The organism is Streptomonospora wellingtoniae, assembly GCF_031845375.1.
GTDB classification, from domain to species: Bacteria; Actinomycetota; Actinomycetes; order Streptosporangiales; family Streptosporangiaceae; genus Streptomonospora; species Streptomonospora wellingtoniae.
Window position 1 is genome coordinate 72555 of the sequence record NZ_JAVREK010000007.1, and the last position, 26230, is coordinate 98784.

Here is a 26230-nt window from a genome sequence, read left to right on the forward strand (position 1 = left end):
GGCCCGCGCCCGGTCGGGGCGCGGGCCCGGCGGAGTGTCCGCCCACAGGGTGTGTCCGGCCGGCTCCGTCCCTCGCGCGCGGCGCACGCGCCGTGTGGGCCGCGCGCCCGAGGCGCGGGGCGCGGTCCTCGGCGCGGGGGGCCGCGCGGCGGGAGGGTGCCTCGAACGCCCCTACCCCTGGTGGGGGTAGGCGGAGGACTTCGGTGGGACGAAGGTCTCCTTGATCGAGCGCGGGCTCGCCCAGCGGGCGAGGTTCTGCGCGCTTCCGGCCTTGTCGTTGGTGCCCGAGGCGCGGGCGCCCCCGAACGGCTGTTGCCCGACCACGGAACCGGTCGGCTTGTCGTTGACGTAGAAGTTGCCCGCGGCGAAGCGCAGCCTGTGGTGCGCGGCGGTGATCGCCTGGCGGTCGGTCGCGATGACGCCGCCGGTCAGCGCGTAGGGCGAGCCCTGGTCGACGACGGAGAGGATGCGCTCGTACTCGTCGTCCTCGTAGACGTGCACGGCGATGAGCGGGCCGAAGTACTCGGTGCGGAACACGTCGTCGTCGGGGTCGGTGCCCACCAGCACAGTGGGCCGCACGAAGTAGCCGGTGGAGTCGTCGGCGGTGCCGCCCGCGACGACCTCCAGCGTCTCCTCGTTGCGGGCGCGCTCCAGGACGCCGGCAAGCCGGTCGAAGGAGCGGCGGTCGATGACGGCGCCGAGGAAGTTGCCCAGGTCGGTGACGTCGCCCATGGGCAGCGCCTCGACCTCGGCGACCAGGTCGTCGCGGAGCCGCTCCCAGACCGAGCGGGCGACGAACGCGCGCGAGGCCGCCGAGCACTTCTGGCCCTGGAACTCGAAGGCGCCGCGCACGATGGCGGTGCGCACCACGTCCGGGTCGGCCGAGGAGTGGGCGACGATGAAGTCCTTGCCGCCGGTCTCGCCGACGACACGGGGGTAGGAGCGGTAGGTCTCGATGTTCTCGCCGACCGTGCGCCAGAGCTGCTGGAAGACGCGGGTCGAACCGGTGAAGTGCACCCCGGCCAGGTCCGGGTCGGCCATGGCGACCTCGGAGACGTCCTTGCCGTCGCCGGTGACCATGTTGATGACGCCGGGGGGCATCCCGGCCTCCTCCAGCAGCCGCATCAGCAGGTGCGCGGCGAACTGCTGGGTGACGGCGGGCTTCCACACCACGACGTTGCCCATCAGGGCGGGGGCGGTGGGCAGGTTGCCGGCGATGGCGGTGAAGTTGAAGGGCGTCACGGCGTAGACGAAGCCCTCCAGCGGGCGCTGCTCGACGCGGTTCCACTGGCCGGCGGGGCTGTAGGGCTGCTCGGCCATCAGTTTGCGGGCGTAGGCGACGTTGAACCGCCAGAAGTCGATCAGCTCGCAGGCGGCGTCGATCTCGGCCTGGATCGCGGTCTTGGACTGTCCGAGCATGGTGGCGGCGTTGACGGTCTGGCGCCAGGGGCCGGCCAGCAGGTCGGCGGCGCGCAGCAGGACGGCGGCGCGCTCGTCGAAGGGCATGTCGCGCCAGGCGGGCGCCGCCTGTTTGGCCGCGGCCACGGCCGCGCGGGCGTCGTCCTGCGTCGCGGTACCGAGGGTGCCCAGGACGTGTGCATGCTTGTGCGGCTGCACGACGTCCACGCGCGCGCCGGCGCCCATGCGGCGCTCGCCGCCGATGGTCATGGTCAGCTCGACGGGCTCCTTGGCCAGCTCGGAGAGCTTGGCGGTCAGCTCGTCCCGTTCCGGGCTCCCGGGCGCATAGGTCAGAACCGGCTCGTTGGCCGGGGTGGGGACGTTCGTGACGGCGTCCATGGGCCCTCCCTCGGTTCGTCTGGTGGAACCGGACAAACGTAGATGAAGCAGGCCGAGGTCGGCCTTGTCGCGCACGCCACGATTCCCACCGCGCGGTTGGCCGATAGGACAAACGGGGATGCGACAGAATAGACGGTCATGGACGTGCCATCGGATCCCTACGCAGCGCCCGCCGCGGCCGGTACCGCAGGTGAGGGCGCGGGCATCCCGCTGCGCCGGCTGCTGCTGGCCGTGGGCGACCCGCTCGTGGACGTGCTCGCGGCTCCCGCGGGCCTGGATGTGCGGGTGGACAATGTGGTCATCGTCGACCCCGAGGACGAGGCCGAGGCCTTCGCCGGGGACCTGGTGCTGCTGATCGGGGCGCGCGGCAGCGCCGCCCGGCACCTGGTCCGCGCGGCCGCGCGGCGCGGCGCGGCCGCCGTGGCGGTGAAGGTCCACTCCGACGAGCCCGCGTATCCGCCGCCCCAGGGCTGGGGCACGGCGCCGCAGGTGCGGCGCGGCGGCGAGGAGGTCGCCCTGCTGCGTGCCGAGGCCAGCGATGCGGGGGTTGCGCTGCTGGGCGTGCGCCCGGAGGTGCGCTGGGACCAACTGCAGTCGCTGTGCCGCAGCGTGCTCGACGACGCCCGGCTGACCTCCGAAGCCGACCTGGGCGAGACCGCCGGCGACCTGTACTCGCTGGCGCAGACGATCTCCGCGCTGACGGGCGGGCTGGTGACCATCGAGGACGCGGCCAGCCGGGTGCTGGCCCATTCGAGCGGCGAGGAGGCCGACGAGCTGCGCCGGCTGTCGGTACTCGGGCGCCGCGGCCCCGAGCAGTACCTCGCACTGCTGCGGGAGTGGGGCGTGTTCTCGCGGCTGCGCGCCGGCGAAGAGGTGGTGCGCATCGACGAGCACCCGCAGTTGGGCATCCGGCGGCGGCTGGCGGTGGGCATCCACGCGGGCTCGCAGCCGCTGGGCACGATCTGGGTGCAGGAGGGCGCCCACTCCCTCGCCGAGGACGCCGAGCAGGCGCTGCTGGGCGCGGCGCGGATGACGGCGCTGCACCTGGTGCGGCACCGCACCGAGGCCACGGTGGGGCTGCGGCTGCGCGACGACCTGCTGGCCAGCCTGCTGGAGGGCCGCATCGAAGCGGCGGCGCTGGCCGACACGATCGAGGTCAACACCGACCGGCCGGCACTCGTGGTCGCCTTCGCCATCTCGCCGTCGGGGGCGCCGGGCGCGGGCGGTCGCGCCGAGCCCGCCCGCGGCGGTGGGACCGACCGCTCCGGCCGGGAGCTGAACCGGCGGCGGCTGGTGGACCTGATCACCGTGCACACCGCCGCCTACCGCCGCACGTCGCTGGTCACGGCAGTGGGCGGACGGATCTACGTGCTGATGCCCGACCTCGCGCGGGGCGGCGGGTCGAGCGGCTCCGGCAACGCGGACTCCGCGGCCGACTCCTCCCGGCGCTCGGCCGAGTCGTCGGTGCTGGCGCTGACCCGAAAGACCGTCGAGGCGGCCCGGGCCACGCTCGGGGTGGCGGTGCAGGGGGCCGTGGGCTCGGCGGTGAACTCGCTGGGCGCCATCCCCGACTCCCGCGCCGAGGCCGACCGCATCCTGGACGCGATGGGGCGCGACCTGGCGATGGACGTCGCCACCATGTCCGACGTGCGCACCCGGGTCCTCATCAGCGAGACCCTGGCCTACCTGCGCGGCACGCCCGCACTGCGCGACCCCCGTGTCAGCGCCCTCGCCGACCACGACGCCGCGCAGGGCTCGGACCTGGTGGTATCGCTGCTGGCCTACCTGGAGGAGTTCGGCGACGTCCGCACCGCGGCCGCCCGGCTGCACATCCACCCCAACACCCTGCGCTACAGGGTCCGCCGAGCGGAGTCGGTCAGCGGCATCGACCTCTCCGACCCCACCCAGCGGCTGTTCACCCACCTCCAACTGCTGATGGAGCGCGCCACGTGACCGGCCCCGCAGGCGGGCCCGTCCTATGGCGCCATGGCATCGAGGACCGGAACGAGCTGCTCCTCCTCGTAGTCGAGGTGCCCCTCCAGCTCGGCGACGAGGCGGTCGACGTCGGCGGCGACGGCGGCGGGGTCGGCGGCGGAGTCGGCGAGGCGGGACTTGAGCTGTTCCAGCAGCACCTCCACGCGCTCGTGTTCCTCACCCAGGCGCGCGATGACGCCGGCGAGCTCGGGGCGGGCCTCGGCGATACCGGGGAACATCCCGGCGTCCTCCATCGTGTGGTGGTGGCCCAGGCCCTGGCAGACGGTCAGGCAGTTGATACGCAGCTGGGCGCCCAGGGCCGGGCCCGAGCGGGCGACCTCCTCGCGAATCGTCGCGAGTTCGCGCCGGAACGCGTCGTGCAGGACCTTGAGGCCCTCACCCATGCGCGTCTCGACGGCCTCGCCGCCGACCGGATGCAGCGCGACGACGGGGATGGTGCGCTCGGTACCGGCCTGGTACTCGGCCCAGCCGGGGTCGGCCTCGGCGGCGCGGGCGAAGAGCGTCTCGCGCTCCCGCCCTTCCAGCACGACGGCGTCGGCCTCCAGCACGAACACCCCGTTCTCGACGGTCACGCGCGGGTGGGCGCGCAGGTTGTGGAACCAGGCCGGATGGCGGTCCGCGCCTCCGGCGGAGGCGATGACCAGGATGCGCTCGCCGTCGGGTAGGAACCCCAGCGGCGTGGTGCGGCGCCTTCCCGAGCGGGCTCCGGTCGTGGTCAGCAGCAACAGCCGGGCCCCTTCGAACATGCCGCCGACGCGGCCGTGGTTGGCCCGGAACTCCTCGATGATCGCCCTGTTGAAGTCGCCGGTGTCGAATCCGTCTTCGCTCTGCTCTTCGGTCATGCGGTGCTTACTCCCAGTGTGGTCGATCCGCTGTCGCGGGCGTCGGTCTGCGGCGAGGACGCGCGGAATCCGCGCAAGCGGGCGCGGTGCGCGAGACGCGGTTTCGGGCGCACACGCGTCGCCCCGCCGCCGAGCGCGGCAGCCTCGGTGGCGGCGGGCCGGAGCGCGCCTGGAGGCCGCGCGGGCGCGGCGGAACCGGCGCGCGCGGCGGGTGCGAGACCGGGCGGTCCGAACGCCCGCGCCCGGGGTGCCGGCGCCGGTGCAGACCGGGCCGCGACGGACCGGGGGTTGCGAGGGGATGACGCGGGTGTGCCCGCGACGGTCAGACGGCGCCTGTGAATCGGCTGCTCACGACATCATCCCCTTCGGCGGCTCGGGGTGCCCTCCGCAGGCCGCATGCCTCTCCGGCGGCGGTTGGCACCCCCGGAATCCAAGCCCATGGCGGCGACCGCGTCAACAGCGCTGACCGGCTCCGGACACCGCGGCGCAGAGGGCCGGGCGGATGCGCCCAGAGGGGAGCCGCGGCGCTGCGGAGAGGGCGGGTGTCGCTGCCGTGCTCGGGAGGCGGCGGTGCCGCCGCACACCCACGAAGCCCGGCCGGCGTACCCGCGCCGAGCTCAGCTGTACCCCCGGTCGGACTCGAACCGACACTTGTGACCCTTTTAGGGGGCCTGCCTCTACCATTGGGCTACGAGGGCGGCACCATCCTACCGGGGATGGCCGATTCAACGGGATTCGCGCCGGTTCGACCAGCCGACATGCGCAGGCGCCTCGCGCTCGCGCGAGCCCTCACCGCCGCGACGGCGCCGCTCCCACGGGCGTGCCCGCCCTGCCCCGCCCTGGACCGGCCCGCTCGAATCCGTCGACCGCCCGGGCGCGTCGCTCCCCGTGTCATGGTGCGCCGTCTGCATCGGTGTGACCGCCGTCCCCGGACGTTCCGACGGAAGGGCCCCGCAATGCGGCCGACGATGTCCGGGCACTGCTGCGTTGCCCGGGAGGGGACCGGCACCGCCGTCGTCGGCCCGGGCCGACCGAGCCGCAGGAGCGCAGAGGTACGGCCGGCCCCCCGCCAGGGGCCGGCCGTCATGGGGCATCCGGCTACCGCGCTAGCTGACCCGGCGCAGCAGCTGCCCGTTCTCCACCTGGGGCCTGCTCGCGTCCTCGAAGGCTTGGCGCGGGTCCTCCATCTCGGGCAGGGCCGCGAAGTCGCGCCGCAGGAAGAACCCGACGATCCAGTCCGCCAGCACGCGCATCTTCCGGTTGAAGGTCGGCACCGCGTAGAGGTGGTAGGAGCGGTGCGCGTACCACGCCAGCCGACCGGTCAGCTTGATCCGGCCGAAGAGCTGGGCGGCACCCTTGTGCAGTCCCAGGCCGGCCACCGCGCCCAGGTTGCTGTGGACGTAGCGGGTCATCTCCTTGCCGCGCAGCGCGGAGATGACGTTGGCGGCCAGCACGGGGGCCTGGCGCACGGCGTTCTGCGCGTTGGGCGGGTAGAAGCCGCCCTTGCCGTCGGGCACCTGGGCGTTGTCGCCGCCGGCGAAGGCGTTGTCCACACCGTTGACGGTGAGGTACTCGCTGGTGTCGAGGTGGCCCTTGGGCCCCAGCGGCAGGTCGCCGGCCTGCACGACCGGGCTGGGCTTGACGCCGGCGGTCCACACGAGCGTCCCGGCGTCGAACTCGGTGCCGTCGCTGAGCTTGATGCGCTGGTCGACTGCGGACTCCAGGAACGTGGACAGCCGCACGTCGATCCCGCGCCGCTTGAGCTGGTTCAGCGACTTCTCACCGACGTCGCTGCCCACCTCGGGCAGGATCTTGTCCGCCGCCTCGATCAGGTAGAAGCGCAGGTCGTCGGCGCTGATGGAGGTGTAGATCCGCGTGGCGTCGCGGGCGAGGTCCTCCAGCTCGGCGACCGCCTCGGCACCGGCGAAACCGCCGCCGACGAAGACGAAGTTGAGCGCCTTGCGGCGGATCTCGGGGTCGTCGGTGGAGTCGGCGATGTTCAGCTGCTCCAGCACGTGGTTGCGCAGGAAGACGGCCTCTTCGACCGTCTTGATTCCGATCCCGCACTCGGCCAGCCCCGGGATGGGCAGGGTCCGCGAGACGGCGCCGGTGGCCATCACGATGTGGTCGTAGGAGATCCGGCGGGGGTCGCCCACGGCGGGCTCGAAGTCGACCGAGCGGTTCGCGTGGTCCACGCGGATCACGCGGCCCGTGAGCACGCGCACCCGGTCGAAGACCTTGCGCAGCGGAACGACGACGTGGCGCGGGGAGATGCTGCCGGCAGCGATCTCCGGAAGGAACGGCTGGTAGGTCATGTAGGAGTTGGGGTCGACGACCGTGATGCGGGCTTCGCCCGGCCCCAGCTTCTTCTCCAGCTGCTTCGCGGTGTACATGCCCAGGTACCCACCGCCGACGATGAGTACGTGCGGGATGTCTTCCCTGTCACCGCCGCCGTGCACGAGGCGGTAGTTCCTGCCTTCGGTCATCGCGCATCCGCCCTTGAATCCCGTTCCACGCCCCCGGTCCGGGGCGCCAAAATCGGTAAGTCTTCGTTGACTGGCATGTTCCCTGTCGTCTTCCGACGGAAAGAACGCTCTTCTTCACCCGAGAGTCGAGGGTCCCTCTCTCTCCTCCTGCTTGTGCATTCTTTCACAAGCCGCTCTTAACATGAAAGCGGCGCCGGCCACAGGTTTAGACCATGATTCGCCGCATCATGCGATCGTTTATGCAGGTCAGAGAGCTTGTGAAGGGATTCACGCACTGAATCGCAGGTGACGCGTCTCACCGGGGCCGCCAACCGGGGTCACACTCGCCCGGCGGCTCCGTCCCAGCACACGGCGCCGGTTCGCGCCGTAGCCCGCACCGTGTGCCGGCCGGCGCACGCCGCAGCCTCGGAAGAGGGCTACTGCGCGTCCGCGGTCCCCTGGATGCTCGCGTCGGCCGCACCCAGGCACAGGCCCCAGGCGATCCCGTCGAGGATGTCGTGCTCGCTGGCCGCGAACCCCGCGGCTCCGGTGCGCGCCACCACCCGCGAGAGGATCAGCGCGCCCGCGCCGATCACGTCCACCCGGCCCGGGTGCATGACGCCGATCGCGGCCCGCTGCCCGTGGTCCATCGCCAGCAGCTCGTCGGCGATCTCGTGCGTCCGCTCCGCCGGGACCCAGGAGTGGTGGATGCGCTCGGGGTCGTAGGCCGACAGCTCCATCGCGATGCCCGCCACGGTCGTAGCGGTGCCGGCCACGCAGACCAGCGACGCCGCCTCATCCAGCGGGACGGCCTCGGCGGCCTCGTCCAGCGCGGCGTCGATGTCGGCGGCGGCCGCGGCGATCTGCTCGGCCGTGGGCGGGTCGTCCGCAAGGTGGCGCTCGGCCAGCCGCACGCAGCCGATGTCGACCGAACGGGCCGCGCGCACCGCGCCGGCGCCGTCGGGGGCGTTGCGCGGGTCGCTCCAGCCCAGCACGAACTCGGTGGATCCACCGCCGATGTCGACGATCAGGAACGGCGCGTCGAAGCCCGCGCCGGCGTCCTCCAGCTCGGCCGTGGCGCCGATGAAGGACAGCTCGGCCTCCTCGTCGCCGGTGATGACCTCGGGCTCCACGCCGATGATCTCCTCCACGCCCCGCACGAACTCGCCGCGATTGCGCGCGTCGCGGGTGGCGCTGGTAGCCACCATCCGCACCGCCTCGGGACCGAGATCGACGCCGTTCTCGCGCATGAGGTCGGCGTAGCCGCGCAGGGCCGCGAACGTGCGCTCCAGGGCCTCGGGCGTGAACTCGCCCGTGCGGTCGACGCCCTGGCCGAGCCGCACGACCTCCATGCGTCGTTCGAGGTCGATAAGCTGCACGTCCTCGTCCTCCACCCCGATCAGCGCCGAGACCAGAAGCCGGATGGAGTTGGTGCCGCAGTCCACGGCCGCCACGGTGGTCACCTGGTCGTCCCTTCGCTGTCGTCGTGGTGCGCCCGCGGTCCTCCCGCGGCGTCCGCGCCCTCGCCGCCGGCACAAGCACAGGGCCCGTCCGCCCACCAGCGCGGCAGCGCGTCCAGCGCCTCCCGGCCGAAGGGGTTGGCGCCCGGCCGCGCCAGCTCGTGGGCGACCAGGGCGTGCAGGCACTTGACCCGCTCGGGCATGCCGCCGGCGCTCTGCGTGCCCTCGGGCAGTGGATCGCCGCCGTCGCTGCGGGTCTGCTCGGCCCGCTCGTCCAGGTAGGCGCGGTGGGCGCGCTCGTAGTCCGCGCGCAGCTCCGGGTCGTCGGCGAGGCGGTCCTGCATCCGGCGCATCGCGCCGCCCGCCTCCAGCGTCCCGATCGCCGAGGCAGCGCGCGGGCAGGTGAGGTAGTAGAGCGTGGGGAACGGGGTGCCGTCCTCCAGGCGCGGCGCGGTGCGCACTACGTCGGGCAGCCCGCACGGGCACCGGTGGGCCACCGCCCGCAGGCCGCGCGGCGGGCGCCCGAGCTGGGCCCGCACCGCTGCGGCGTCTGCGTCGTCGACGGGGTCCGGCGGGGCGGCGTGTTCGGCGGAAGTCATCGCGCCTTCAGCGTAGTGCCCGGTGGCACCCGCTGCGCACGCCTCGCGGACGGCCCGGCCGCCCGCGACCTACCATCGGGGCCATGGCCGATACCTGGATCGCCGACTTCTGGTTCGATCCCTCCTGCCCCTATACGCGCGTCACCGCTCGGTGGCTGGCGGAGGCCGCCCGGGTGCGCCCGATCAGGGTGCGCTGGCGGGTGATGAGCCTGTCGGTGCTCAACGAGAACCGCGACGACGACCCCGAAGGCGACCCCGAGGGCTACCTGTGGATCCCGGCGCGCATCTGCGCCGCGGTCCAGGCCGAGCACGGCCACGATGCGCTGGGGCGCTTCTACGACGCGCTGTGGGCCTCCCGCGAACGGGAGGACGACTACGCCGCGGGGTTCGAGCAGGCGCTGGTGCGGGCGGGACTGCCCGCCCATCTCGCGCGGTCCGGGACCTCCGACGCCTACGACGAGGCGCTCCGGGCTTCCCACGAGGAGGGCTTCGGTCTCGTCGGCGGCGACACCGGCACTCCGGTGCTGGCCGCCACCGCGCCGGACGGCAGGCGGGCGGCCGCCATGTTCGGCCCCGTCGTCTCCAGAGTGCCGCGCGGAGAGGACGCAGGACGGCTGTGGGACGGTGCCGTGCTGGTGGCCGGCACCGCCGGGTTCCACACTCTCAAGGGCCCGCCGGAGGCCGAGATCGCGGACTGAGCCGGACGCACGCGGCACGCCCGGCAGGCCGGGCGGATCGCCTCAGTCGCCGGGCCGCCCGTCGGACGCGCTCCCGTTCTGCTCCGGGCTGTCGGCGGCCAGCACGGACTTCCACACCTGGGTGAACCACGGCTCGCCGGATCCGGCCGCGGCGTCGGCGTCCTGGTCGTCGGAGTCGGAGACCACGACATAGGCGCGCTCGCCCGGGTACTGGTAGTGCAGCCGGGTGCGGGCCTCGCGCTCGATGTAGGCCGGGTTCTTCAGCTGCTTGTTGCGCTCCTGGAGGTCTGCGACGGCCTGCTCGGTCTGCGCCTGTTCCTCGCGCAGCTCGGCGATGCGCGCGCGCTGGGCCAGGTACTCGCGCAGCGGGTAGGCCAGGCTGAGCGCGATCACGCAGATCACCAGGGCGAGGATCGCCGCACGGCTGGTGAACGCCGGGCGCGTGCGCCCGCTGCCGGAGCCCGGCGGCGCTCCGCCCCGTCCCCCCGACGAGCGGGAGCCCGATCCGCGCCCCGGGCTCTTGGCCGCGCCGCTGCGGGTCTTGGAGGAGGGGGCCGCACCGATGGGCACGACCTTGGAGGGCTTCGACTCGCTCTCGCCCGCTCCGGCCCTGTCCCTGCTCCCGCCCCCGGCCCCCCTCGCGGCACCGCCCGGGGTTGTGCTCCCGCGGCTCCCGGCTGCTGCCGAAGCGCCAGAGGCCGGCGGCCGGCCCTTCGCGGGGCGCGGCCGCTTCGGCTGCTCTGGCACCTCGGGCATAAGCGGTCAGACTAGCCCTGCGGGCGGAAGCGCGGGAAGGTCGACACGCCGGCGTACAGGGCCGCGTCGTCGAGCTCCTCCTCGATGCGGAGAAGCTGGTTGTACTTGGCCACGCGCTCGCTGCGGGCGGGGGCGCCGGTCTTGATCTGGCCGGCGTTGGTCGCCACGGCGATGTCGGCGATGGTGGTGTCCTCGGTCTCGCCGGAGCGGTGGGAGATCATCGCGGTGTAGCCGCTGCGCTGAGCCAGCGAGACCGCATCCAGGGTCTCGGTCAGGGTGCCGATCTGGTTGACCTTGACCAGCACCGAGTTGGCAGCCCCCTCGGAGATGCCGCGCTGCAGCCGCTCGGGGTTGGTGACGAACAGGTCGTCGCCCACGATCTGCAGGCGCGAGCCCAGCGTGGAGGTCAGCTGCGACCAGCCGGACCAGTCGTCCTCGTCCAGCGGGTCCTCGAGTGAGACCAGCGGGTAGGAGTCGGCCAGCTCGCCGTAGTAGGCGGCCATGTCCTCGGCGCTGCGGCTCTTGCCCTCGAAGCTGTAGACGCCGTCGGTGCAGAACTCGGTGGCGGCCACGTCCAGGGCCAGTGCGATGTCGCGCCCGGGGGTGTAGCCGGCCTTCTGCACCGCCTCGATGATCAGGTCCAGCGCCGCGCGGTTGCTGTCGAGGTGCGGGGCGAACCCGCCCTCGTCGCCGACGCCCGTGCCCAGCCCGTGCCCCTTCAGGACCGACTTCAGCGCCTGGTAGACCTCGGCGCCCCAGCGCACCGCTTCGCGGAAGCTCGCCGCCCCCACGGGCGCGACCATGAACTCCTGGATGTCGACGTTGGTGTCGGCGTGTGCACCGCCGTTGAGGATGTTCATCATCGGCACCGGCAGCAGGTGGGCGTTGGGGCCGCCGATGTAGCGGAACAGCGGCAGGCCGGAACTGTCGGCCGCCGCGTGGGCGGTGGCCAGCGAGGCGCCGACGACGGCGTTGGCGCCCAGCCGGGACTTGTCGGGGGTGCCGTCCAGCTCGATCATGGCGCGGTCGATGAGCCGCTGCTCCTCGGGGGCGAAGCCGATCAGCTCGTCGGCGATGTCGTCGTTGACGGCGGCCACCGCCTTCTCGACGCCCTTGCCGCCGAAGCGGTCGCCGCCGTCGCGCAGCTCGACCGCCTCGAACTGCCCGGTCGACGCGCCGCTGGGGACCGCCGCGCGCGCGGTGGTCCCCTCGTCGAGCAGGACCTCCACCTCGACCGTCGGATTACCGCGGGAGTCGAGGATCTCCCTCGCCTGCACTGCCTCGATCGACGACAACGTTGCAACTCCTTCGATTCGTGTGCGGACCCGGCTCAGGCGCTTGTTGCGGATGTGACGCGGCAGGTGCGGCCTTCCCGACTGCCGGCGCGGGCCCCAGCCGCACCCTGTGCGATCCGCCCGAGCCACGGGCGTCACCCGCCACCCTAGCGATCGGGGGCGGCCGCGGTCCTGTCGGCACCCGAAATTGGTCTAGTCCACACCGGACGCCCCGAAACCGTTGGAGATCGGCGGTGGTGCGCCGACCGCAAAGAACCCCCGGCCGGACAACCGTCGCGCCGATGCATGGCGTCTATCCCTACTAAAGAGGTATAAATAGAGGTGTTACTTCGACATCCCTGATCCCGGAAGGCCGCCCGTTATGCAGACGCTCGTCCTCCTGGGTTTCGTCGGCCTGCTGGCGCAACTCATCAACGGCAGCCTGGGCATGGGCTACGGGATCAGCACGACCAGCGCCCTGCTGGTCATCGGCACGAGTCCCGCCCTCGCCTCGGCCACGGTCAACCTCTCCCAGGTCGGCTCGCAGATCGCCTCGGGCTTTGCGCACTGGCGCTTCGGCAACGTCGACTGGGCGGTGGTCTGGCGCATCGCGCTGCCCGGCGCCCTGGGCTCGTTCGTCGGAGCCGTGTTCCTCAGTCGCCTGTCCACCGATGCCGCCGGTCCGCTGATGTCCACGATCCTGCTCGTCCTGGGCACCTACCTGCTGGCGCGGTTCACCTTCCGCGACCTCCCGCACCCCGACCTCAGCCGGCCCCTGCGCACGGTCTTCCTCGCCCCCGTCGGCCTGTTCGCCGGGTTCATGAACTCCACCGGCGGCGGGGGCTGGGGACCCGTGGGGACCTCCGCACTGCTGGCCAGCGGGCGGCTGGAGCCGCGCAAGGTCATCGGGTCGATCAGCGTGGGCGAGTCGGCCGTGGTGGTCGCCGGCAGCATCGGGTTCGCCGTCGGCCTCGGGTTCGGCGGAATCAACATCACCTGGGTGGTCGTCCTGCTGCTGGGCGGGCTGCTGGCCGCGCCCATCGCCGCCTGGCTGGCCAGCCACGTGCCCGCGCGCATGCTCGGCTCCCTGGTGGGCGGACTGATCATCTTCACCAACACCCGGGTCCTGCTGAGTAGCGAGGCGGTCAGCGCCTCCGCCGGCGTCTCCTTGGCCGTCTACTGCGCGGTGGCCCTGGGGTGGGCGGCCGCCGTCGCCTGGTCGCTGCGCGCCCACACCATCGAACGGCGCATGCGGCGCGCGAACTCGGCACCCGAGCACGCTGCGGCCACCGGGGGCGCCGACTGAGCCGCGGGGAGGAGTGCCACCACGCGCCTGTCGGCTGTATCCGAAACCGCGTTTTCGGCCCTGACTTCAGGGAAGATGGCAGACGCGCGCCCATGCCCGAACCCTCCTGCCGCCGCCGGTGCCCGTCCCCTCGCGTCCTGCACCCCCCGCTGAACCCGCGGCACCAGGGCGCAGGCGCGCGGCGAGCGGGACCGACCGGCGCACCCGAGGCGAGACGGAAATGGCGACACCAGCAACCGGCGTGAACGCCCCGCCGCCGAGCGTTCCGACGCGGCGCCGCAACGCCGAGCTGGTCATGACGCTCTTCGCAGTAGGCCTGTTCGCGCTGGTCCTGAGCCTGGCCGGCCTGCAGGTCGACGGCAGCGTCCCCGACCGGTTCGCCCTCTACACCTGCGTCTTCGGCGGGCTCGCCGCCACGGCGCACATCGCCGTGCGCTTCCTCGCGCCCTGGGCCGACCCGCTGATCCTGCCGCTGGCCACCGCTCTCAACGGCATCGGCGTGGCCGTGATCTGGGGGCTGCACGCCTCCGCGGGCGAGGGCCCGAACGAGTCCGACCGGCAGCTTCTGTGGACCGCGCTCGGCATGGCCGCCTGCATCGCGGTCCTCGCGGCCGTCCGCCGCCCGGCGGCGCTGCAGGGCTACCGCTACATCACCCTCACCGGCGGGCTCGTACTGATCATGCTGCCGATGCTGCCCGGCGTCGGCATCGAGGTGTTCGGCGCGCGGCGGTGGATCGGCTTCGCCGGCTACACCGTGCAGCCCTCGGAGTTCGCCCGCATTCTGCTGATCGTCTTCCTGGCCGGATACCTCGGCCACAAGCGCGACGTGCTGGCCCTGGCGGCGCGCCACCTGCGAGTGGGCGAGGTGAAGGTCTTCAGCCTTCCGCGTATGCGCGACTTGGGGCCGATGACCGCGGCCTGGGGCGTCGCCATCCTGCTCCTGGTGGGCACCCGCGACCTGGGCACCTCCCTGGTGCTGTTCAGCGTCTTCCTGGCGATGCTCTACGTCGCCACGCGGCGCAAGTCGTGGGTGGGCATCGGCCTCGCGATGTTCCTGGCCGGGGCGACTGTGGCCTGGCAGGTCTTCTGGCACGTGCGCCAGCGGGTGGCCATCTGGCACTCCCCCTTCGACCCGGACGTCTACCGGGAGGTCGGCGGCAGCCGCCAGCTGGTGCAGGGGCTGTTCGCGATGGCCGACGGCGGGCTGACCGGCATCGGCTTCGGGAACGGCCGCACCACCGGCCTCTTCGCCTCCGACAGCGACCTGATCCTTGTCTCCGTCGGCGAGAAGCTGGGCCTGACCGGGTTGATGGCCGTCCTCCTGATGCTGCTCCTGCTGACCGAGCGCGGCTACCGCACGGCCCTGGTCTCGCGCGACGTATTCGCCAAGCTGACCGCCTCCGGAAGCGCGTTCCTGCTGGGCTTCCAGGTTTTCGTGGTGCTGGGCGGCGTCACGCGGCTCATCCCGATGACGGGCATGACCACGCCGTTTCTGTCAGCGGGCGGCTCGTCGCTGGTCTCGACGTGGATGATCATGGGCCTGTGGCTGCGGCTCAGCGACACCGCGCGCCGCCCCAGTTCCGCCGTGCCCGCCCGCGATTCCGCCGGCATGCCCGAAGCCGGGCAGCAGCCGGGCCGGGCGCTCTTCCACGCACCCTGAAGCCGCTCGACCTACCAGTAGGCGCGCCACTGCTCGGGGGTCAGCGAACGCGGATCGAGACCGTCGGCGCGGGCCGCCGCCTCGGCCGCGCGGACCCGGGCGTCGAAGCGCCGCGCCGCCGAGCGCAGGTCGATCTCGGGATCGGCGCCGCTGCGGCGCTCGTCGGCGACGCCGGCGAACAGCGCACCACCGCCCCCGCCGTCGTCGCCCACCAGATCCTCGGGGACCCCGTTGCGCACCGCCCGCTTCTGCAGCTCGTAGGCGAGCAGCGCGGCGGGCTGCCCGAAGGGGACGCCCTCCAGCACGGAGTCCCCGCGGCCCTTCTCGGCGCGCTCGGCTGCCTTGATCTCCTCCCAGTTCGCGCGTACGCCGTCGGCGCCGTCGACCTCCGCACCGCCGAAGACGTGCGGGTGGCGGCGGGTGAGCTTGTCGACGATGCCGGCGGCGACGTCGTCGATGGTGAACCCGTCGGCGCCGCGCTCCTGGGCCACCCGGGAGTGGAAGACCACCTGCAGCAGGACGTCGCCCAACTCCTCGCGCAGCGTCGCCAGGTCGCCCTGCTCGATGGTCTCCAGCGTCTCGTAGGCCTCCTCGATGAGGTACTTGGCCAGCGAGGAGTGCGTCTGCGAGGCGTCCCACGGGCACTCGCGCCGCAGCACGTCCATCACCCCGACCAGGTCGAGCAACCGGCTTCCGAGCGCAGCGCCTCCGGTGCCGTCCGCCTCGCCGCCGGCTCCGGCGCCGCCGTCCGGCGGGGTCCCGCCGCTGTTCGGGTTCATGGCTCTGTGGCCCCTTCCGCTTCCAGACTCCCCGGCTTCCACGGTTCTCCGCTCCCGGCTTCCGCCCGCCCTCAGACGTTCTCGGCCGGAAGCCAGCCCCCGGCGCGCAGGGCGGAGAGCACCTCAGCGACCGACTCGCCCACGGAGCGGCCCTCGGTGTCGAGCACCAGCTCGGCGTCCTCCGGTTCCTCGTAGGGGTCGGAGATCCCGGTGAACTCGGGGATCTCGCCCGCCCGCGCCTTAGCGTAGAGGCCCTTGCGGTCGCGCGCCTCGCACACCTCCAGCGGAGTGGCCACGTGCACCAGGAAGAAGTCGCCGACCTCCTCGACCATCGCGCGCACCTCGGCGCGCGTGGCGGCGTAGGGTGCGATGGGCGCGCAGACCGCGACGCCGCCGTGGCGGGAGATCTCGGCCGCGACGTACCCGATCCGCCGCACGTTGAGGTTGCGGTCGGCGCGCGAGAACGTCAGGCCCGCCGACAGCATGCGGCGCACGACGTCGCCGTCGAGCAAGGTCAGCGTGCGCCCCGACCGGCGGATGCCCTCGGCCACGCCGCGCGCGATGGTGGACTTGCCCGAGCCCGAGAGCCCGGTGAACAGGACGGTGAGCCCGCGCTCGGTGCGCGGCGGCCGGATGCGCGCCAGCTCCCCGGCCACGCGCGCCGGGGTGAACCACGGGGGCAGAGCGAGGCCCCGCGCCAGCGTCTCCTCGACCTCGGCCCCGTCCGGCAGGTCGGCGGCCGCCTCCGGCGCCACCTCGCCGACCGGGCGCCACTGCTCCTGGGCGGTGTCGTAGACCCACCCGGGTGCGGCGGCGACCGGGACCGGCGCCTCCTCCTCGGCGCCGTGGGACGGCGCGGAGTCGAGGGCCAGAAGGCGCGTCGCACCGTAGGCGGCGGCGACGTGGGCGTGCAGCAGGTCGCGGCGCTCGGCGGGCAGCCCGGCGGCGCCGTCGGCGCTCCAGCGGGGCAGGGTCGCCACGACGAACCGGGCGGGTGCGGGCAGCAGCGGCTCGGCGGCCAGCACGACCGGGGCCAGGCCCTCCGTCTCCAACGGGGCGTCGATGATCACCAGCACCTCGGCGCGGTCGGCGCCGGCCAACTCCTCGGCGGCGGCCCGGACCTGGTGGAGCTCACGGTGGTGCAGAGGGCGGGCCGTGACCACGGCCAGCACCGGGACGCCGCCGTCGCCGGCGAGCTCGCGCTGGCCGCGGACCTCCGCGGGCGAGAAGCGCAGATGGCGCAGCGCACCGTAGACGGGAGGCTGCGCGAAGCGGACCTCGCCCGCCAGCCGGTGGCCGGGCGCGCCCGCGCCGTCGCCGTCCTCGGCGCCGGCCCACCAGCGCTGGCCGACCCGCAGCTCGGCCAGTGGCGCCCCCTCGGGGTCGGTCAGCGTCAGCCGCTCGGCCTCGGCGAACTCGTCGGGCACGGGCAGGGTGACCGGTATCGGCCACGGGGTGCCGTCAGGCAGGCGGCCGCGCTTGGCGACCGAGGCGGCCTCCTCCCGGGTCATGAACCCGGCCAGCGGGTAGGCCCCGTTCAGGATCAGCTCCAGGTGGGCCAGGCTTACCGGATCGGGCGCGAACACCGGTGCCGCCGCCTCGTCCCCGCTGCGGTCACTGCTGTCGCTCAACCCGGCCTCCCCGTTCGTCTGCGCTGCCACGTCTGCGCAACAGCGTATTGGGCGCCGCGTGCGGACGGCATCCCGCCCGCCTTCCCGCACAGCCCTCGATAAGGGGTGCTTCGCGCGGGCGGTGCCGACCAAGCGCGCGAGGGCCGGGAACACCCGGGGCCGCGGCGGCGTTGTCACTAGTGGTCGCGCACGTTGGCGACCGACCGGCCGCCCCAGTGCGACCGGCCGATCCGCGCCCGGAACGGCCGGGGGCGCAGGTGTGCGCCCGCCGGTTCATCCCGACTCCACCTTCCTTCTCCGGTTCTCCGGACGATCACGCCCCGCCCGACCGCTGCCGCTGGCGCGGCCCCGGCGGGCAGAGCGGGGGGACATGACCCGGACCACATCCCGGATCTCCGACTCCGTGCACCCGCGACCGGCGAGCGGCGTAGGCTTGACCCCGGGGAGTACGACCACCCGCCGCGGGCCGGGCACCGGTCCTCGGCGGCTCGCGGCCGATCCCCCGCACACGGCAACCGCATCCGCCGGACACCCGCTCCCCCGACCGCGCACCGCGGAGCCCAGCACGGCCGAATCCCTGTCACAGCCTTCCCTCTGGTGATATGAGCCTTACCGGACTTCTCTCGGTCGTCGCCGACGACCCGGCCCTCAGTGCGGCGGTCGAGACCGCCCGCACCGGCCATGACCCGCACCTCGACCTCGTCGCGCCGCCGTCGCTGCGCCCGTTCGTGATCGCCTCCCTGGCCGCCGGCGCCCCCGTGGGCGCCGAGCGGCCGGTGCTCGCCGTGACCGCGACCGAGCGCGAGGCAGGCGACCTCGCTGAGGCGCTGGAGTCCCTGCTGCCGGCGAACTCGGTCGCCCTGTTCCCGGCGTGGGAGACCCTGCCGCACGAGCGCCTGTCGCCGCGCTCGGACACGGTCGGTCAGCGCCTGGCCGTCCTGCGCCGCCTGGCCCACCCCGACCCCGCCGACCCGCTCACGGCGCCGCTGCGCGTCGTCGTGGCACCGATCCGCAGCGTCCTGCAGCCGCTGGTGGCAGGGCTCGGCGACCTCACTCCGGTGCGCGTGCGCCCGGGCGACGAGGTCGAGTTGGAGGGCTTGGTCCAGTCGCTGGTCGACGCCGGCTACGCCCGCGTCGACCTGGTCGAGAAGCGCGGCGACATCGCCGTGCGCGGCGGGATCCTGGACGTGTTCCCGCCCACCGAGGAGCACCCGCTGCGCCTGGAGCTCTGGGGCGACCGGGTCGAGGAGATTCGGTACTTCCAGGTCGCCGACCAGCGCTCGATCGGCGAAGGCGACCAGTCCGAGGCGGCCTCGGGCCTGTTCGCTCCGCCGTGCCGCGAGCTCCTGCTCACCGGGCCGGTACGCGAGCGCGCCCGTGAGCTCGCCCAGCGGTACCCGGCCCTGGCCGAAGTGCTGGACAAGCTCGCCGAGGGCTCCTCGGTCGAGGGGATGGAGGCCTTCGCCCCGGTCCTCGCCGAGCGCATGGAACCGCTGTTCAACTACCTGCCCGAGGGCGCGCACATCGTCGGCTGCGACCCCGAGCGCATCCGCACCCGCGCCCTGGAGCTGGAGGCCACCAGCCGGGAGTTCCTGGACGCGTCCTGGATCAACGCCGCGTCCGGCGGCGAGGCGCCCATCGACCTGGGCGGGTCCGCCTACAAGTCCATCGCCGAGGTCCGCGCCGACGCCGACGCCCTCGGGCTGCCCTGGTGGTCGATCTCGCCGTTCGACTCCGGCCCCGCCGCGGCTTCGGCCGAGGCCGCGGACGACGAAGGCGGCGGCCGGCGCGGCGACGCCGGCCGGGAGATGGGCGCGTCGGCCGCCGACACCTACCGCGGCGACACCGAGCGCGCCCTGGCGGATGTGAAGTCGTGGCTGCACGACAGCTGGAGCGTCGTGCTGCTGACCCCCGGGCACGGGCCCGCCGAGCGCCTCGTGGCCATGCTGCGCGACGCCGGCTTGGGCGCGCAGCTGCGCTCAGAGGTCGACACCCCGCCCGACCGCTCCGTGGCCACGGTGGCGACCGGCGTGCTTGAGCACGGGTTCGTCTGGCGCTCGGTGCGGCTGGTCGTACTGACCGAGACCGACCTGGCCGGGCAGCGCTCCTCCACCCGCGACATGCGCCGCATGCCCAGTCGGCGCCGCGGCACCGTCGACCCGCTGCAGCTGAAGTCGGGCGACTACGTCGTCCACGAGCAGCACGGCGTTGGCCGCTACATCGAGATGGTCAGCCGCAACATCCAGGGCGCCACCCGCGACTACCTGGTCATCGAGTACGCGGCGACCAAGCGCGGCCAGCCGGGCGACCGGCTGTTCGTGCCCACCGACCAGCTTGAGGAGGTCACCCGCTACGTCGGCGGCGAGGCTCCGACGCTGTCCAAGATGGGCGGCGCCGACTGGTCCAAGACCAAGAGCCGCGCACGCAAGGCCGTACGCGAGATCGCCGGCGACCTCATCCGGCTCTACAGCGCCCGCCAGGCCTCGCCCGGGCACGCCTTCGGTGCCGACACCCCGTGGCAGCGCGAGCTCGAGGACGCCTTCCCCTACGTCGAGACCCCCGATCAGCTCGCCGCGATCGAGGAGGTCAAGCAGGACATGGAGAAGTCGGTGCCGATGGACCGGCTCATCTGCGGCGACGTCGGATACGGCAAGACCGAGGTGGCGGTGCGCGCCGCGTTCAAGGCGGTGCAGGACGGCAAGCAGGTGGCGTTGCTGGTGCCCACCACACTGCTGGTCCAGCAGCACATGTCGACCTTCTCCGAGCGCTACGCCTCCTTCCCCGTGACGGTGCGCGCGATGTCGCGTTTCCAGACCGACGCCGAGGCCGAGGCCACCCGCGAAGGCCTGCGCAAGGGCGAGATCGACATCGTGATCGGCACGCACCGACTGCTCTCCAGCGAAACCAGGTTCAAGAACCTCGGCCTGATCGTCATCGACGAGGAGCAGCGCTTCGGCGTCGAGCACAAGGAGACCCTGAAGCGACTGCGCACCCAGGTCGACGTGCTGGCGATGTCGGCGACCCCCATCCCGCGCACCCTGGAGATGGGCATGACCGGCATCCGCGAGATGACCACCATCCTCACCCCGCCGGAGGAGCGCCACCCGGTGCTCACCTTCGTCGGACCCTACGAGGAGAAGCAGATCGCGGCCGCCGTCCGGCGCGAGCTGATGCGCGAGGGCCAGGTGTTCTTCGTGCACAACCGGGTGGCGTCGATCGACAAGGTCGCGTCGTCGATCAGCCGGCTCGTGCCCGAGGCCCGGGTGGCTTACGCGCACGGCCAGATGAACGAGCAGCAGCTCGAACGCGTCATGATCGACTTCTGGGAGAAGAACTACGACGTGCTGGTCTCCACCACGATCGTGGAGTCGGGGCTGGACGTGCCCAACGCCAACACGCTGATCGTCGACCGCGCCGACACCTACGGCCTCTCGCAGCTCCACCAGCTGCGCGGGCGCGTGGGCCGGGGCCGGGAGCGCGCCTACGCCTACTTCCTCTACCCGCCGGACAAGCCGCTGAGCGAGACCGCGCACGAGCGGCTGGCCACAGTCGCCCAGCACACCGAGACCGGCGCGGGCATGTACGTGGCGATGAAGGACCTGGAGATCCGCGGCGCGGGCAACATCCTGGGCGCCGAACAGTCCGGGAGCATCGCCGGAGTCGGGTTCGACCTGTACGTGCGCATGGTCGGCGAGGCCGTCCGCGAGCTCAAGGGCGCCCCCGACGCGGGAGGCGCCGAGGAGTCCGAGACCAAGGTCGAGCTGCCGATCGACGCCCACATCCCGCACGGCTACGTGCCCGGCGAGCGGCTGCGGCTGCAGGCCTACAAGCGCATCGCCGGTGTCGGCAGCGAGGAGGACGTCGCCGCGGCCCGCGAGGAGCTGGTGGACCGCTACGGCCCGCCGCCCGAGGCGGTGGACAACCTGCTGGAGGTCGCCCGGTTCCGGGTGCTGGCCAAGCGCGCGGGGCTCACCGACGTCGTGCTGCAGGGCAGCCAGATCCGGTTCGCGCCGGTCGAGCTGCGCGAGTCCCAGCGACTGCGACTGCGGCGGCTCCACCCCAGGGCCGTGTACAAGGAGCCGGCCCAGACCCTGCTGGTGCCCGCTCCGAAGGCGGGCGGCCTGGGCGGCCGCCAGCTGCGTGACCTGGAGCTGCTGACCTGGTGCCGTGAGCTGGTCGGGGCCGTCTTCGAGCCCGGCAAGCAGAACACCGCCGCGCCCGCCTGAGAAGCCGCCGGCAACAGGACCCGATCCCGTCGATCTTGTAGCCATCGCAAGGAAAGCGATGGCCATTGGCGATTGCCACAAGATCGGCGGGGCTGCTGTCGAGACCCGGCCCGTCTTGCGCGTGGATCACCTGCACCTGACCTTAAAACGACTACTCTTGGTGTTTGGTTCAGCACCTAAAGTGGTAATCGGGGAATGGAGCGGGCCGGGATGGACACCTCCGCCGAAGGAGACCTCGCAGACGCGGCGGCCGCACTGCGCCGCCGGTGGCGTATCGCGGCGGCCTGCGCCGTCGCCGGGCCGCTTCTGGCCTCGGGTGCGCTGCTGGCGGCCCCGCCCACCTACACCTCCGTGACGGCCGTCCACGTCCGCCCCACAGGCGTCCCCGAGATCACCGGCGAGCAGTCGGGCCGGACCAACGGCGAGGTCAACCTCGACACCGAGGCGCAGATCGTCCGGTCGGCCGAGGTGTCGGCGGCGGCCGCCGAGCGGATCGGTCCCGGTGCCGACCCCGCCGAGCTGCGGCGCGAGGTCGAGGTCGGCGTTCCCCCCAACAGCAGCGTCCTGCGCATCTCCGCACCCGGCCCCGATCCCGCCGCGGCCCGCCGCGCCTCTGCCGCCTTCGCCGGCGCCTACCTCGACTACCGGGCCGACCAGGTCGACCGGCAGATCGGCGGCACCCTCTCCGCCCTGCGGGACGAGGCCGACTCCCGCTACGCGGAACTCGACCGCCTCACAGCGGAAGGCGGCGCCGAGCAGGCCCGCATCACCGCCCTGCAGAGCGAGATCACGGAGCTGAACAAGGAGATCCACCCGCTCGCGGCGCTGCGGGAGTCGGTGGTCCCCGCGCAGGTCATCACCTCCGCCACCACACCCGAAGAGGCGACGTCGCCGGTTCCTCCGGTGTGGCTGGCGACGGGCGGCGCGCTGGGGCTGGCGGCCGGAGTCGCGGCGGCCTTCGGCGCCGAGCGGCGCGACCGCAGGCTGCACACCGTCCGCGACGCCCGACGCGCCGCGGGCCTCCCGGTACTGCTGCACGCACCGCGTACCGGCGGACGCGCACGCGGAGGCGAGCGTGCACGGGCGCGAGCGCGCCAGGAGGCCAACCGGGCGGCACTGAGCCTGGTCGCCGACCTCGGCCGATCCGGCGGCCGGTCCTGCGGCGCGGTGGTGCTCGTGCCGGGGATCGGCGGCGGGGCGGCGACCGCGGCGGCCGAGGAGCTCGGCGCCGCTCTGGCGCGCATCGGCGCCGACGTACTGCTGGTCCGCGCCGACCCGGCGTCCGCCGAGTGGGCCGACAGAGCAGAGGCCGCGCCCGTCGGCGCCGGCCTTGCCGACGTGCTTCTCGGTGGCGCCGACCCCGCCGAGCTGGAGCGCCGCACCGCGGCCGCGCCGGGCCTGCGCACTCTGGACTACGGCAGCGCCGACGCGACCGACGTGCTGCAGCGCCCGGCCACCGCCCGGTTGCTGGAGCGGCTGCGCGAGCAGGCCGACGTCGTCGTGGTCGCCACCGCCCCCACCGCCGAACGCGCCGACGCCTACGCGCTGACCCGCTGCGCCGACGCCGTCGTTCCGGTCGTCGAACTGGCCGCCGACCGCGCCGACGACCTGCGGTCGGCGCTGGACGCGTTCGCCTCCCTCGGCGCACACGTCCCGGGCGCCCTCGCCGCCGAGCCCCGGAAGAAGCGGCAGCACCGCGGCCGCAGCGGCCGGGCGGGCGAGCGGACCCGCGCGGTGGACGGGCGCGCAGCCGGGACGGGGATGCCGCGCGCCGGCTACCCGGCCTCGGCCCCGCACGGTTCACCGACCGGATCGCCCGGCGGCGAGGACCGGCACGACGGCACCGACCTCACCCTGCAGCGCTGATCGGGATGGCAGGAATCCGGCCTCCCGAAGCCTCCCGGACAACCCGCCGCCGCGCCGCCCGCACGTCCGGCGGCGCCGCAGCGGCCCGCTCGGTCGTCCGGGCAAGGACGAGACGATGAGCCGGCGGTCGCCGCAGCCGGCGGCGGAAGCCGCCGGGGCCTCGCCGCCGACCGCTGCGCCCTCTCCCACCGGACCCGGGGCCGACCCGTGCACGCCCGCCGCCGGCGGCACGGGGCGACGGGGCCTGTTCTCCCCGGGCTGGCCGGTCGTGTGGCTGCTCGCCGGCTACCCGTTGTGGTGGGCGCTGGGTCTGGGACGGTTCGCGTTCGTCGCGTTCGCCCTGCCCATGGCCGTCGAACTGGTGCGCCGACACCGCGCCGCCGGCCTCCGGCTGCCTCCCGGCTTCGGCCTTTGGGCGCTGTTCCTGCTGTGGTGCGCCGCCGGGCTGAGCCTCATCGGCACCGCGCCGCCGGGCACGCTGCCCGGAAGCGGCGGGATCCTCGGCGCACTGGTGCGGTTGGCCGTCTACCTGTCGCTGACGGTCCTGCTGGTCTACGTCGGCAATCTGAGCCGCCGCGAGCTGAGCGACCTCGCCGTCGCGCGGTCCCTTGGCTGGCTGTGCCTGGCGACCGTCGCCGGCGGCCTGCTCGGGATGGCGGCGCCGGGATTCGGGTTCACCGCGCCGACGGAGTTGCTGCTGCCCGCCGGCCTGGCGGCCGATCCTTATGTACAGGAGCTCGTCCATCCCGCGTCCGCTCAGGTCATGGAGGTACTCGGCTACGAGTCGCCGCGGCCCAAGGCCCCCTGGGAGTACACCAACACGTGGGGGAACATGCTCTCCCTGCTGCTGGCGTGGCTGCTGGCGGGGTGGATGCGGTGGCGCGAGCCGGGCGCCGACGGCCCCGTTCCGACGCGGCGCACGCGCGCCGACCTGCTCCGCGCCTGGACGGCGGGCACCGCCGTCGTCCTGGCGGTCGCGCCCGTCGTCTACTCGCTGAACCGCGCGGTGTGGGCGGGCCTGGCGCTGTCCCTGGGCTTCGTCCTGGTCCGACTGCTGCGCCGGGGCCGGGTGGTCGTGGTGGCGGCCGTGAGCGCCGCAGCGTGCGCCGCGCTGGCCGTCGCGCTGCTGTCCCCACTGATGGACGTGGTCCGCGAGCGGCTCGACAACCCGCACAGCGACGACGGCCGCGCCGCCACCAGCGTCGCCGCCGTACAGGCCGCCAACGCCTCGCCCGTGCTGGGCTGGGGCACCACCCGCGACATGGCGGGCAGCTCGCAGTCGATCGCGATCGGCCCCTCGCCCGACTGCCCCGGCTGCGGCAGCCACACCATCGGCAACAACGGGCAGTTCTGGCTGCTGCTGGTCGCCCACGGCTGGGGCGGCGCGGCGCTGTTCCTGGCCTTCTTCGGCCAGGTGGTGTGGCGCTACCGGCGCGAGTCGACGGTGCTGGGCACGGCGGCGCTGCTATCGGTGCTGCTCCTGTTCTGGTACATGTTCTTCTACGTCGCCCTCGCGGCGCCGCTGGCCGTCACCATGATCGCGGTCGCCCTGCTGTGGCGGCGCGCGGCCGAGGGCGCCGGCGGAGGCCCCGCGCCGGGGGGTGCCCGGTGAACGGCGAGACCACGTACCTGACCGGTCTCGCCGAGGTGCTGTGGCCCTGCGGCGGCCTGCTGGGGCGCGGTGAGCCGGGAAGGGTCCGCGGCGGGCCGGCGCGCGAGGGCACCGGCAGCGCCTACCTGCCGGTCCCCTCGGCGCACAACCCGCGGATGATCCTGCCGGCGGGCAACCGCTACGCCGCGGCCCGCGCGATCGGCGCCTTCGCCCAGCGCCATTCGCTGCGGGACCGGCTGCGTGCGGCGGCCCTGACCGCGGCCTTCGCCAGCGGGATGGCGCCGCTGCTGCTGCGCGACCGGCTGCACGTGGGGCCGGGCCACACGGTGGAGCACGAACTTTCGGCGGCGCTGGACCGCCGCGTGGTCATCGCCGTCCACGTCGGTCCGCCGCGCGCCAACCGGAAACCGGTCCTGCTGCTGCTCACCCCGGCGGGCCGGACCGTCGGCTACGCCAAGATCGGCGTCAACGAGCTGACCTCGCGGCTGGTGCGCGCCGAGACCCGCGCACTGGGGCTGCTGGCCGAGTCGCACCTGCGCGACATCACGGTGCCCCGGCTGCTCCACGAAGGCGAGTGGAACGGCCGCCCGCTGCTGGTGCAGGACGCTCTGCCGGTCGGCAGCCAGACCGACCGGCCCACGCGCCGCCAGCTGCTGCGCTGCGTCGTACAGATCAGCGCCCTGGAACCGGTGCGGGTGCTCCGGCTGTCGCTGAGCCCGTACCGTTCCGCGCTGGCCGAGCGGATCGCGGCGCTGGGCGGGCGCCCCGAGACGGAACCGCTGCGCGCGTGCCTGAACGCGCTGCCCGACGTCCGGCTCCCGTTCGGTGCCTGGCACGGCGACCTGACCCGGTGGAACATCGCCGGAACACCCCGGCGCGCCTTCGTATGGGACTGGGAGCGCCTCGCCTTCGGCGTGCCCGTCGGCTTCGACGCGCTGCACTACGAGCTGAACGAGTGCGTCCAGGACGGCGTGCACCCGGGTGTGCACCGCTGGCTGGACTCCGGCGCCCGGCTGCTGCGCGATCCGCTGATCACCTCTGCCGGCCTGGTGCCCGGCACCGAGGCCACGGTCATGGCGCTGTACCTGCTCGACCTGGCGACGCGCTATCTGCAGGATCGCCAGGCCGAGGCGGGCGGCAGCCTGGCCGCCGTCGACGACTGGCTGCTTCCGGCGCTGTCCGGCCTGCGGGAGCGCGCCGCCCGCGAGATCGGGGGGGCCGGATGAGCCGCGCCGGCACCCGCTGCCGGTGTGAACCGCCCGTG

General features: G+C 73.6%; 17 protein-coding genes and 1 tRNA gene. 8 read left to right on the forward strand and 10 right to left on the reverse strand.

Features of this window, described 5'->3' with window-relative positions; genetic code table 11:
* Positions 1-171: 171 nt before the first annotated feature.
* On the reverse strand, positions 172-1797 hold the full coding sequence (gene pruA, locus RM446_RS08995) for an L-glutamate gamma-semialdehyde dehydrogenase (RefSeq protein ID WP_311544728.1): 1626 nt from the start codon (positions 1795-1797) through the stop codon (positions 172-174).
* A gap of 138 nt (positions 1798-1935) precedes the next feature.
* On the opposite strand from pruA, the gene RM446_RS09000 reads away from it, so the two are divergent.
* On the forward strand, positions 1936-3750 hold the full coding sequence (locus tag RM446_RS09000) for a PucR family transcriptional regulator (protein WP_311544729.1): 1815 nt from the start codon (positions 1936-1938) through the stop codon (positions 3748-3750).
* A 23-nt stretch (positions 3751-3773) separates the two neighbouring features.
* Here RM446_RS09000 and RM446_RS09005 read toward each other — a convergent pair whose 3' ends face one another.
* The 5 genes from RM446_RS09005 to RM446_RS09025 all read right to left on the reverse strand — a co-directional run bounded on the left by RM446_RS09005 (position 3774) and on the right by RM446_RS09025 (position 9158).
* On the reverse strand, positions 3774-4634 hold the full coding sequence (locus RM446_RS09005; protein ID WP_311544730.1) for a nitroreductase/quinone reductase family protein: 861 nt from the start codon (positions 4632-4634) through the stop codon (positions 3774-3776).
* Positions 4635-5258: 624 nt separating this feature from the next.
* A tRNA-Leu gene (locus RM446_RS09010) sits at positions 5259-5332 on the reverse strand.
* A 408-nt stretch (positions 5333-5740) separates the two neighbouring features.
* The gene (locus tag RM446_RS09015; protein ID WP_311544731.1) at positions 5741-7120 is read right to left on the reverse strand and encodes an NAD(P)/FAD-dependent oxidoreductase; all 1380 of its coding nucleotides are present in this window, start codon (positions 7118-7120) and stop codon (positions 5741-5743) included.
* 416 nt (positions 7121-7536) lie between these two features.
* Positions 7537-8562, reverse strand: coding sequence for a Ppx/GppA phosphatase family protein (locus tag RM446_RS09020; RefSeq protein WP_311544732.1), 1026 nt, complete (start codon positions 8560-8562; stop codon positions 7537-7539).
* Positions 8559-9158 carry a DUF501 domain-containing protein gene (locus RM446_RS09025; protein ID WP_311544733.1) on the reverse strand — a complete coding sequence of 200 codons (600 nt, stop codon included), beginning with the start codon at positions 9156-9158 and terminating at the stop codon, positions 8559-8561. The genes RM446_RS09020 and RM446_RS09025 overlap by 4 nt, the downstream gene beginning before the upstream one ends.
* Positions 9159-9241: 83 nt before the next feature.
* Here RM446_RS09025 and RM446_RS09030 point away from each other — a divergent pair, with 83 nt between their 5' ends.
* Positions 9242-9856: a DsbA family protein gene (locus tag RM446_RS09030; RefSeq protein ID WP_311544734.1), complete on the forward strand. Its 615-nt coding sequence runs from the start codon at positions 9242-9244 to the stop codon at positions 9854-9856.
* A gap of 42 nt (positions 9857-9898) precedes the next feature.
* Here the strand turns inward: RM446_RS09030 and RM446_RS09035 are convergent, their stop codons facing one another.
* Positions 9899-10426, reverse strand: coding sequence for an FtsB family cell division protein (locus RM446_RS09035; protein ID WP_311544735.1), 528 nt, complete (start codon positions 10424-10426; stop codon positions 9899-9901).
* A gap of 197 nt (positions 10427-10623) precedes the next feature.
* Positions 10624-11907, reverse strand: a complete 1284-nt coding sequence (eno, locus tag RM446_RS09040) for a phosphopyruvate hydratase (protein WP_311544736.1) — start codon at positions 11905-11907, stop codon at positions 10624-10626.
* 361 nt (positions 11908-12268) lie between these two features.
* Here eno and RM446_RS09045 point away from each other — a divergent pair, with 361 nt between their 5' ends.
* Both RM446_RS09045 and RM446_RS09050 read left to right on the forward strand, forming a co-directional pair.
* A complete protein-coding gene (locus tag RM446_RS09045; protein WP_311544737.1) occupies positions 12269-13192 on the forward strand; it encodes a sulfite exporter TauE/SafE family protein in 924 nt (307 codons plus the stop codon).
* Between the two features lie 220 nt (positions 13193-13412).
* On the forward strand, positions 13413-14852 hold the full coding sequence (locus RM446_RS09050; RefSeq protein ID WP_311544738.1) for an FtsW/RodA/SpoVE family cell cycle protein: 1440 nt from the start codon (positions 13413-13415) through the stop codon (positions 14850-14852).
* Positions 14853-14863: 11 nt separating this feature from the next.
* On the opposite strand, the gene RM446_RS09055 is transcribed toward RM446_RS09050, so the two are convergent.
* Both RM446_RS09055 and cysC read right to left on the reverse strand, forming a co-directional pair.
* Positions 14864-15517 carry a MazG family protein gene (locus RM446_RS09055; protein ID WP_311544833.1) on the reverse strand — a complete coding sequence of 218 codons (654 nt, stop codon included), beginning with the start codon at positions 15515-15517 and terminating at the stop codon, positions 14864-14866.
* A gap of 185 nt (positions 15518-15702) precedes the next feature.
* Positions 15703-17262 carry an adenylyl-sulfate kinase gene (gene cysC / locus RM446_RS09060; protein ID WP_311544739.1) on the reverse strand — a complete coding sequence of 520 codons (1560 nt, stop codon included), beginning with the start codon at positions 17260-17262 and terminating at the stop codon, positions 15703-15705.
* Between the two features lie 602 nt (positions 17263-17864).
* On the opposite strand from cysC, the gene mfd reads away from it, so the two are divergent.
* The 4 genes from mfd (at position 17865) to RM446_RS09080 (ending at position 26192) form a co-directional block, all read left to right on the forward strand.
* Positions 17865-21488 (forward strand): transcription-repair coupling factor, encoded by a 3624-nt coding sequence (gene mfd / locus RM446_RS09065; RefSeq protein ID WP_311544740.1) that lies wholly within the window; start codon positions 17865-17867, stop codon positions 21486-21488.
* Positions 21489-21698: 210 nt separating this feature from the next.
* Positions 21699-23354, forward strand: coding sequence for a chain length determinant family protein (locus RM446_RS09070; RefSeq protein WP_311544741.1), 1656 nt, complete (start codon positions 21699-21701; stop codon positions 23352-23354).
* Positions 23355-23469: 115 nt separating this feature from the next.
* The gene (locus RM446_RS09075) at positions 23470-24966 is read left to right on the forward strand and encodes an O-antigen ligase family protein (protein ID WP_311544742.1); all 1497 of its coding nucleotides are present in this window, start codon (positions 23470-23472) and stop codon (positions 24964-24966) included.
* The gene (locus tag RM446_RS09080; RefSeq protein ID WP_311544743.1) at positions 24963-26192 is read left to right on the forward strand and encodes a phosphotransferase; all 1230 of its coding nucleotides are present in this window, start codon (positions 24963-24965) and stop codon (positions 26190-26192) included. The genes RM446_RS09075 and RM446_RS09080 overlap by 4 nt, the downstream gene beginning before the upstream one ends.
* Positions 26193-26230: the final 38 nt, after the last annotated feature.

Excerpts from the sequence above, each read along its gene's own strand:
- RM446_RS09075 (WP_311544742.1), top strand. The coding sequence starts at position 23,470 with ATGAGCCGGCGGTCGCCGCAGCCGGCGGCGGAAGCCGCCGGGGCCTCG.
- RM446_RS09055 (WP_311544833.1), bottom strand. The coding sequence starts at position 15,517 with ATGGACGTGCTGCGGCGCGAGTGCCCGTGGGACGCCTCGCAGACGCAC.
- RM446_RS09070 (WP_311544741.1), top strand. The coding sequence starts at position 21,699 with ATGGACACCTCCGCCGAAGGAGACCTCGCAGACGCGGCGGCCGCACTG.
- mfd (WP_311544740.1), top strand. The coding sequence starts at position 17,865 with ATGAGCCTTACCGGACTTCTCTCGGTCGTCGCCGACGACCCGGCCCTC.
- pruA (WP_311544728.1), bottom strand. The coding sequence starts at position 1,797 with ATGGACGCCGTCACGAACGTCCCCACCCCGGCCAACGAGCCGGTTCTG.
- RM446_RS09000 (WP_311544729.1), top strand. The coding sequence starts at position 1,936 with ATGGACGTGCCATCGGATCCCTACGCAGCGCCCGCCGCGGCCGGTACC.
- RM446_RS09005 (WP_311544730.1), bottom strand. The coding sequence starts at position 4,634 with ATGACCGAAGAGCAGAGCGAAGACGGATTCGACACCGGCGACTTCAAC.
- RM446_RS09015 (WP_311544731.1), bottom strand. The coding sequence starts at position 7,120 with ATGACCGAAGGCAGGAACTACCGCCTCGTGCACGGCGGCGGTGACAGG.
- RM446_RS09030 (WP_311544734.1), top strand. The coding sequence starts at position 9,242 with ATGGCCGATACCTGGATCGCCGACTTCTGGTTCGATCCCTCCTGCCCC.
- RM446_RS09045 (WP_311544737.1), top strand. The coding sequence starts at position 12,269 with ATGCAGACGCTCGTCCTCCTGGGTTTCGTCGGCCTGCTGGCGCAACTC.
- RM446_RS09050 (WP_311544738.1), top strand. The coding sequence starts at position 13,413 with ATGGCGACACCAGCAACCGGCGTGAACGCCCCGCCGCCGAGCGTTCCG.
- RM446_RS09025 (WP_311544733.1), bottom strand. The coding sequence starts at position 9,158 with ATGACTTCCGCCGAACACGCCGCCCCGCCGGACCCCGTCGACGACGCA.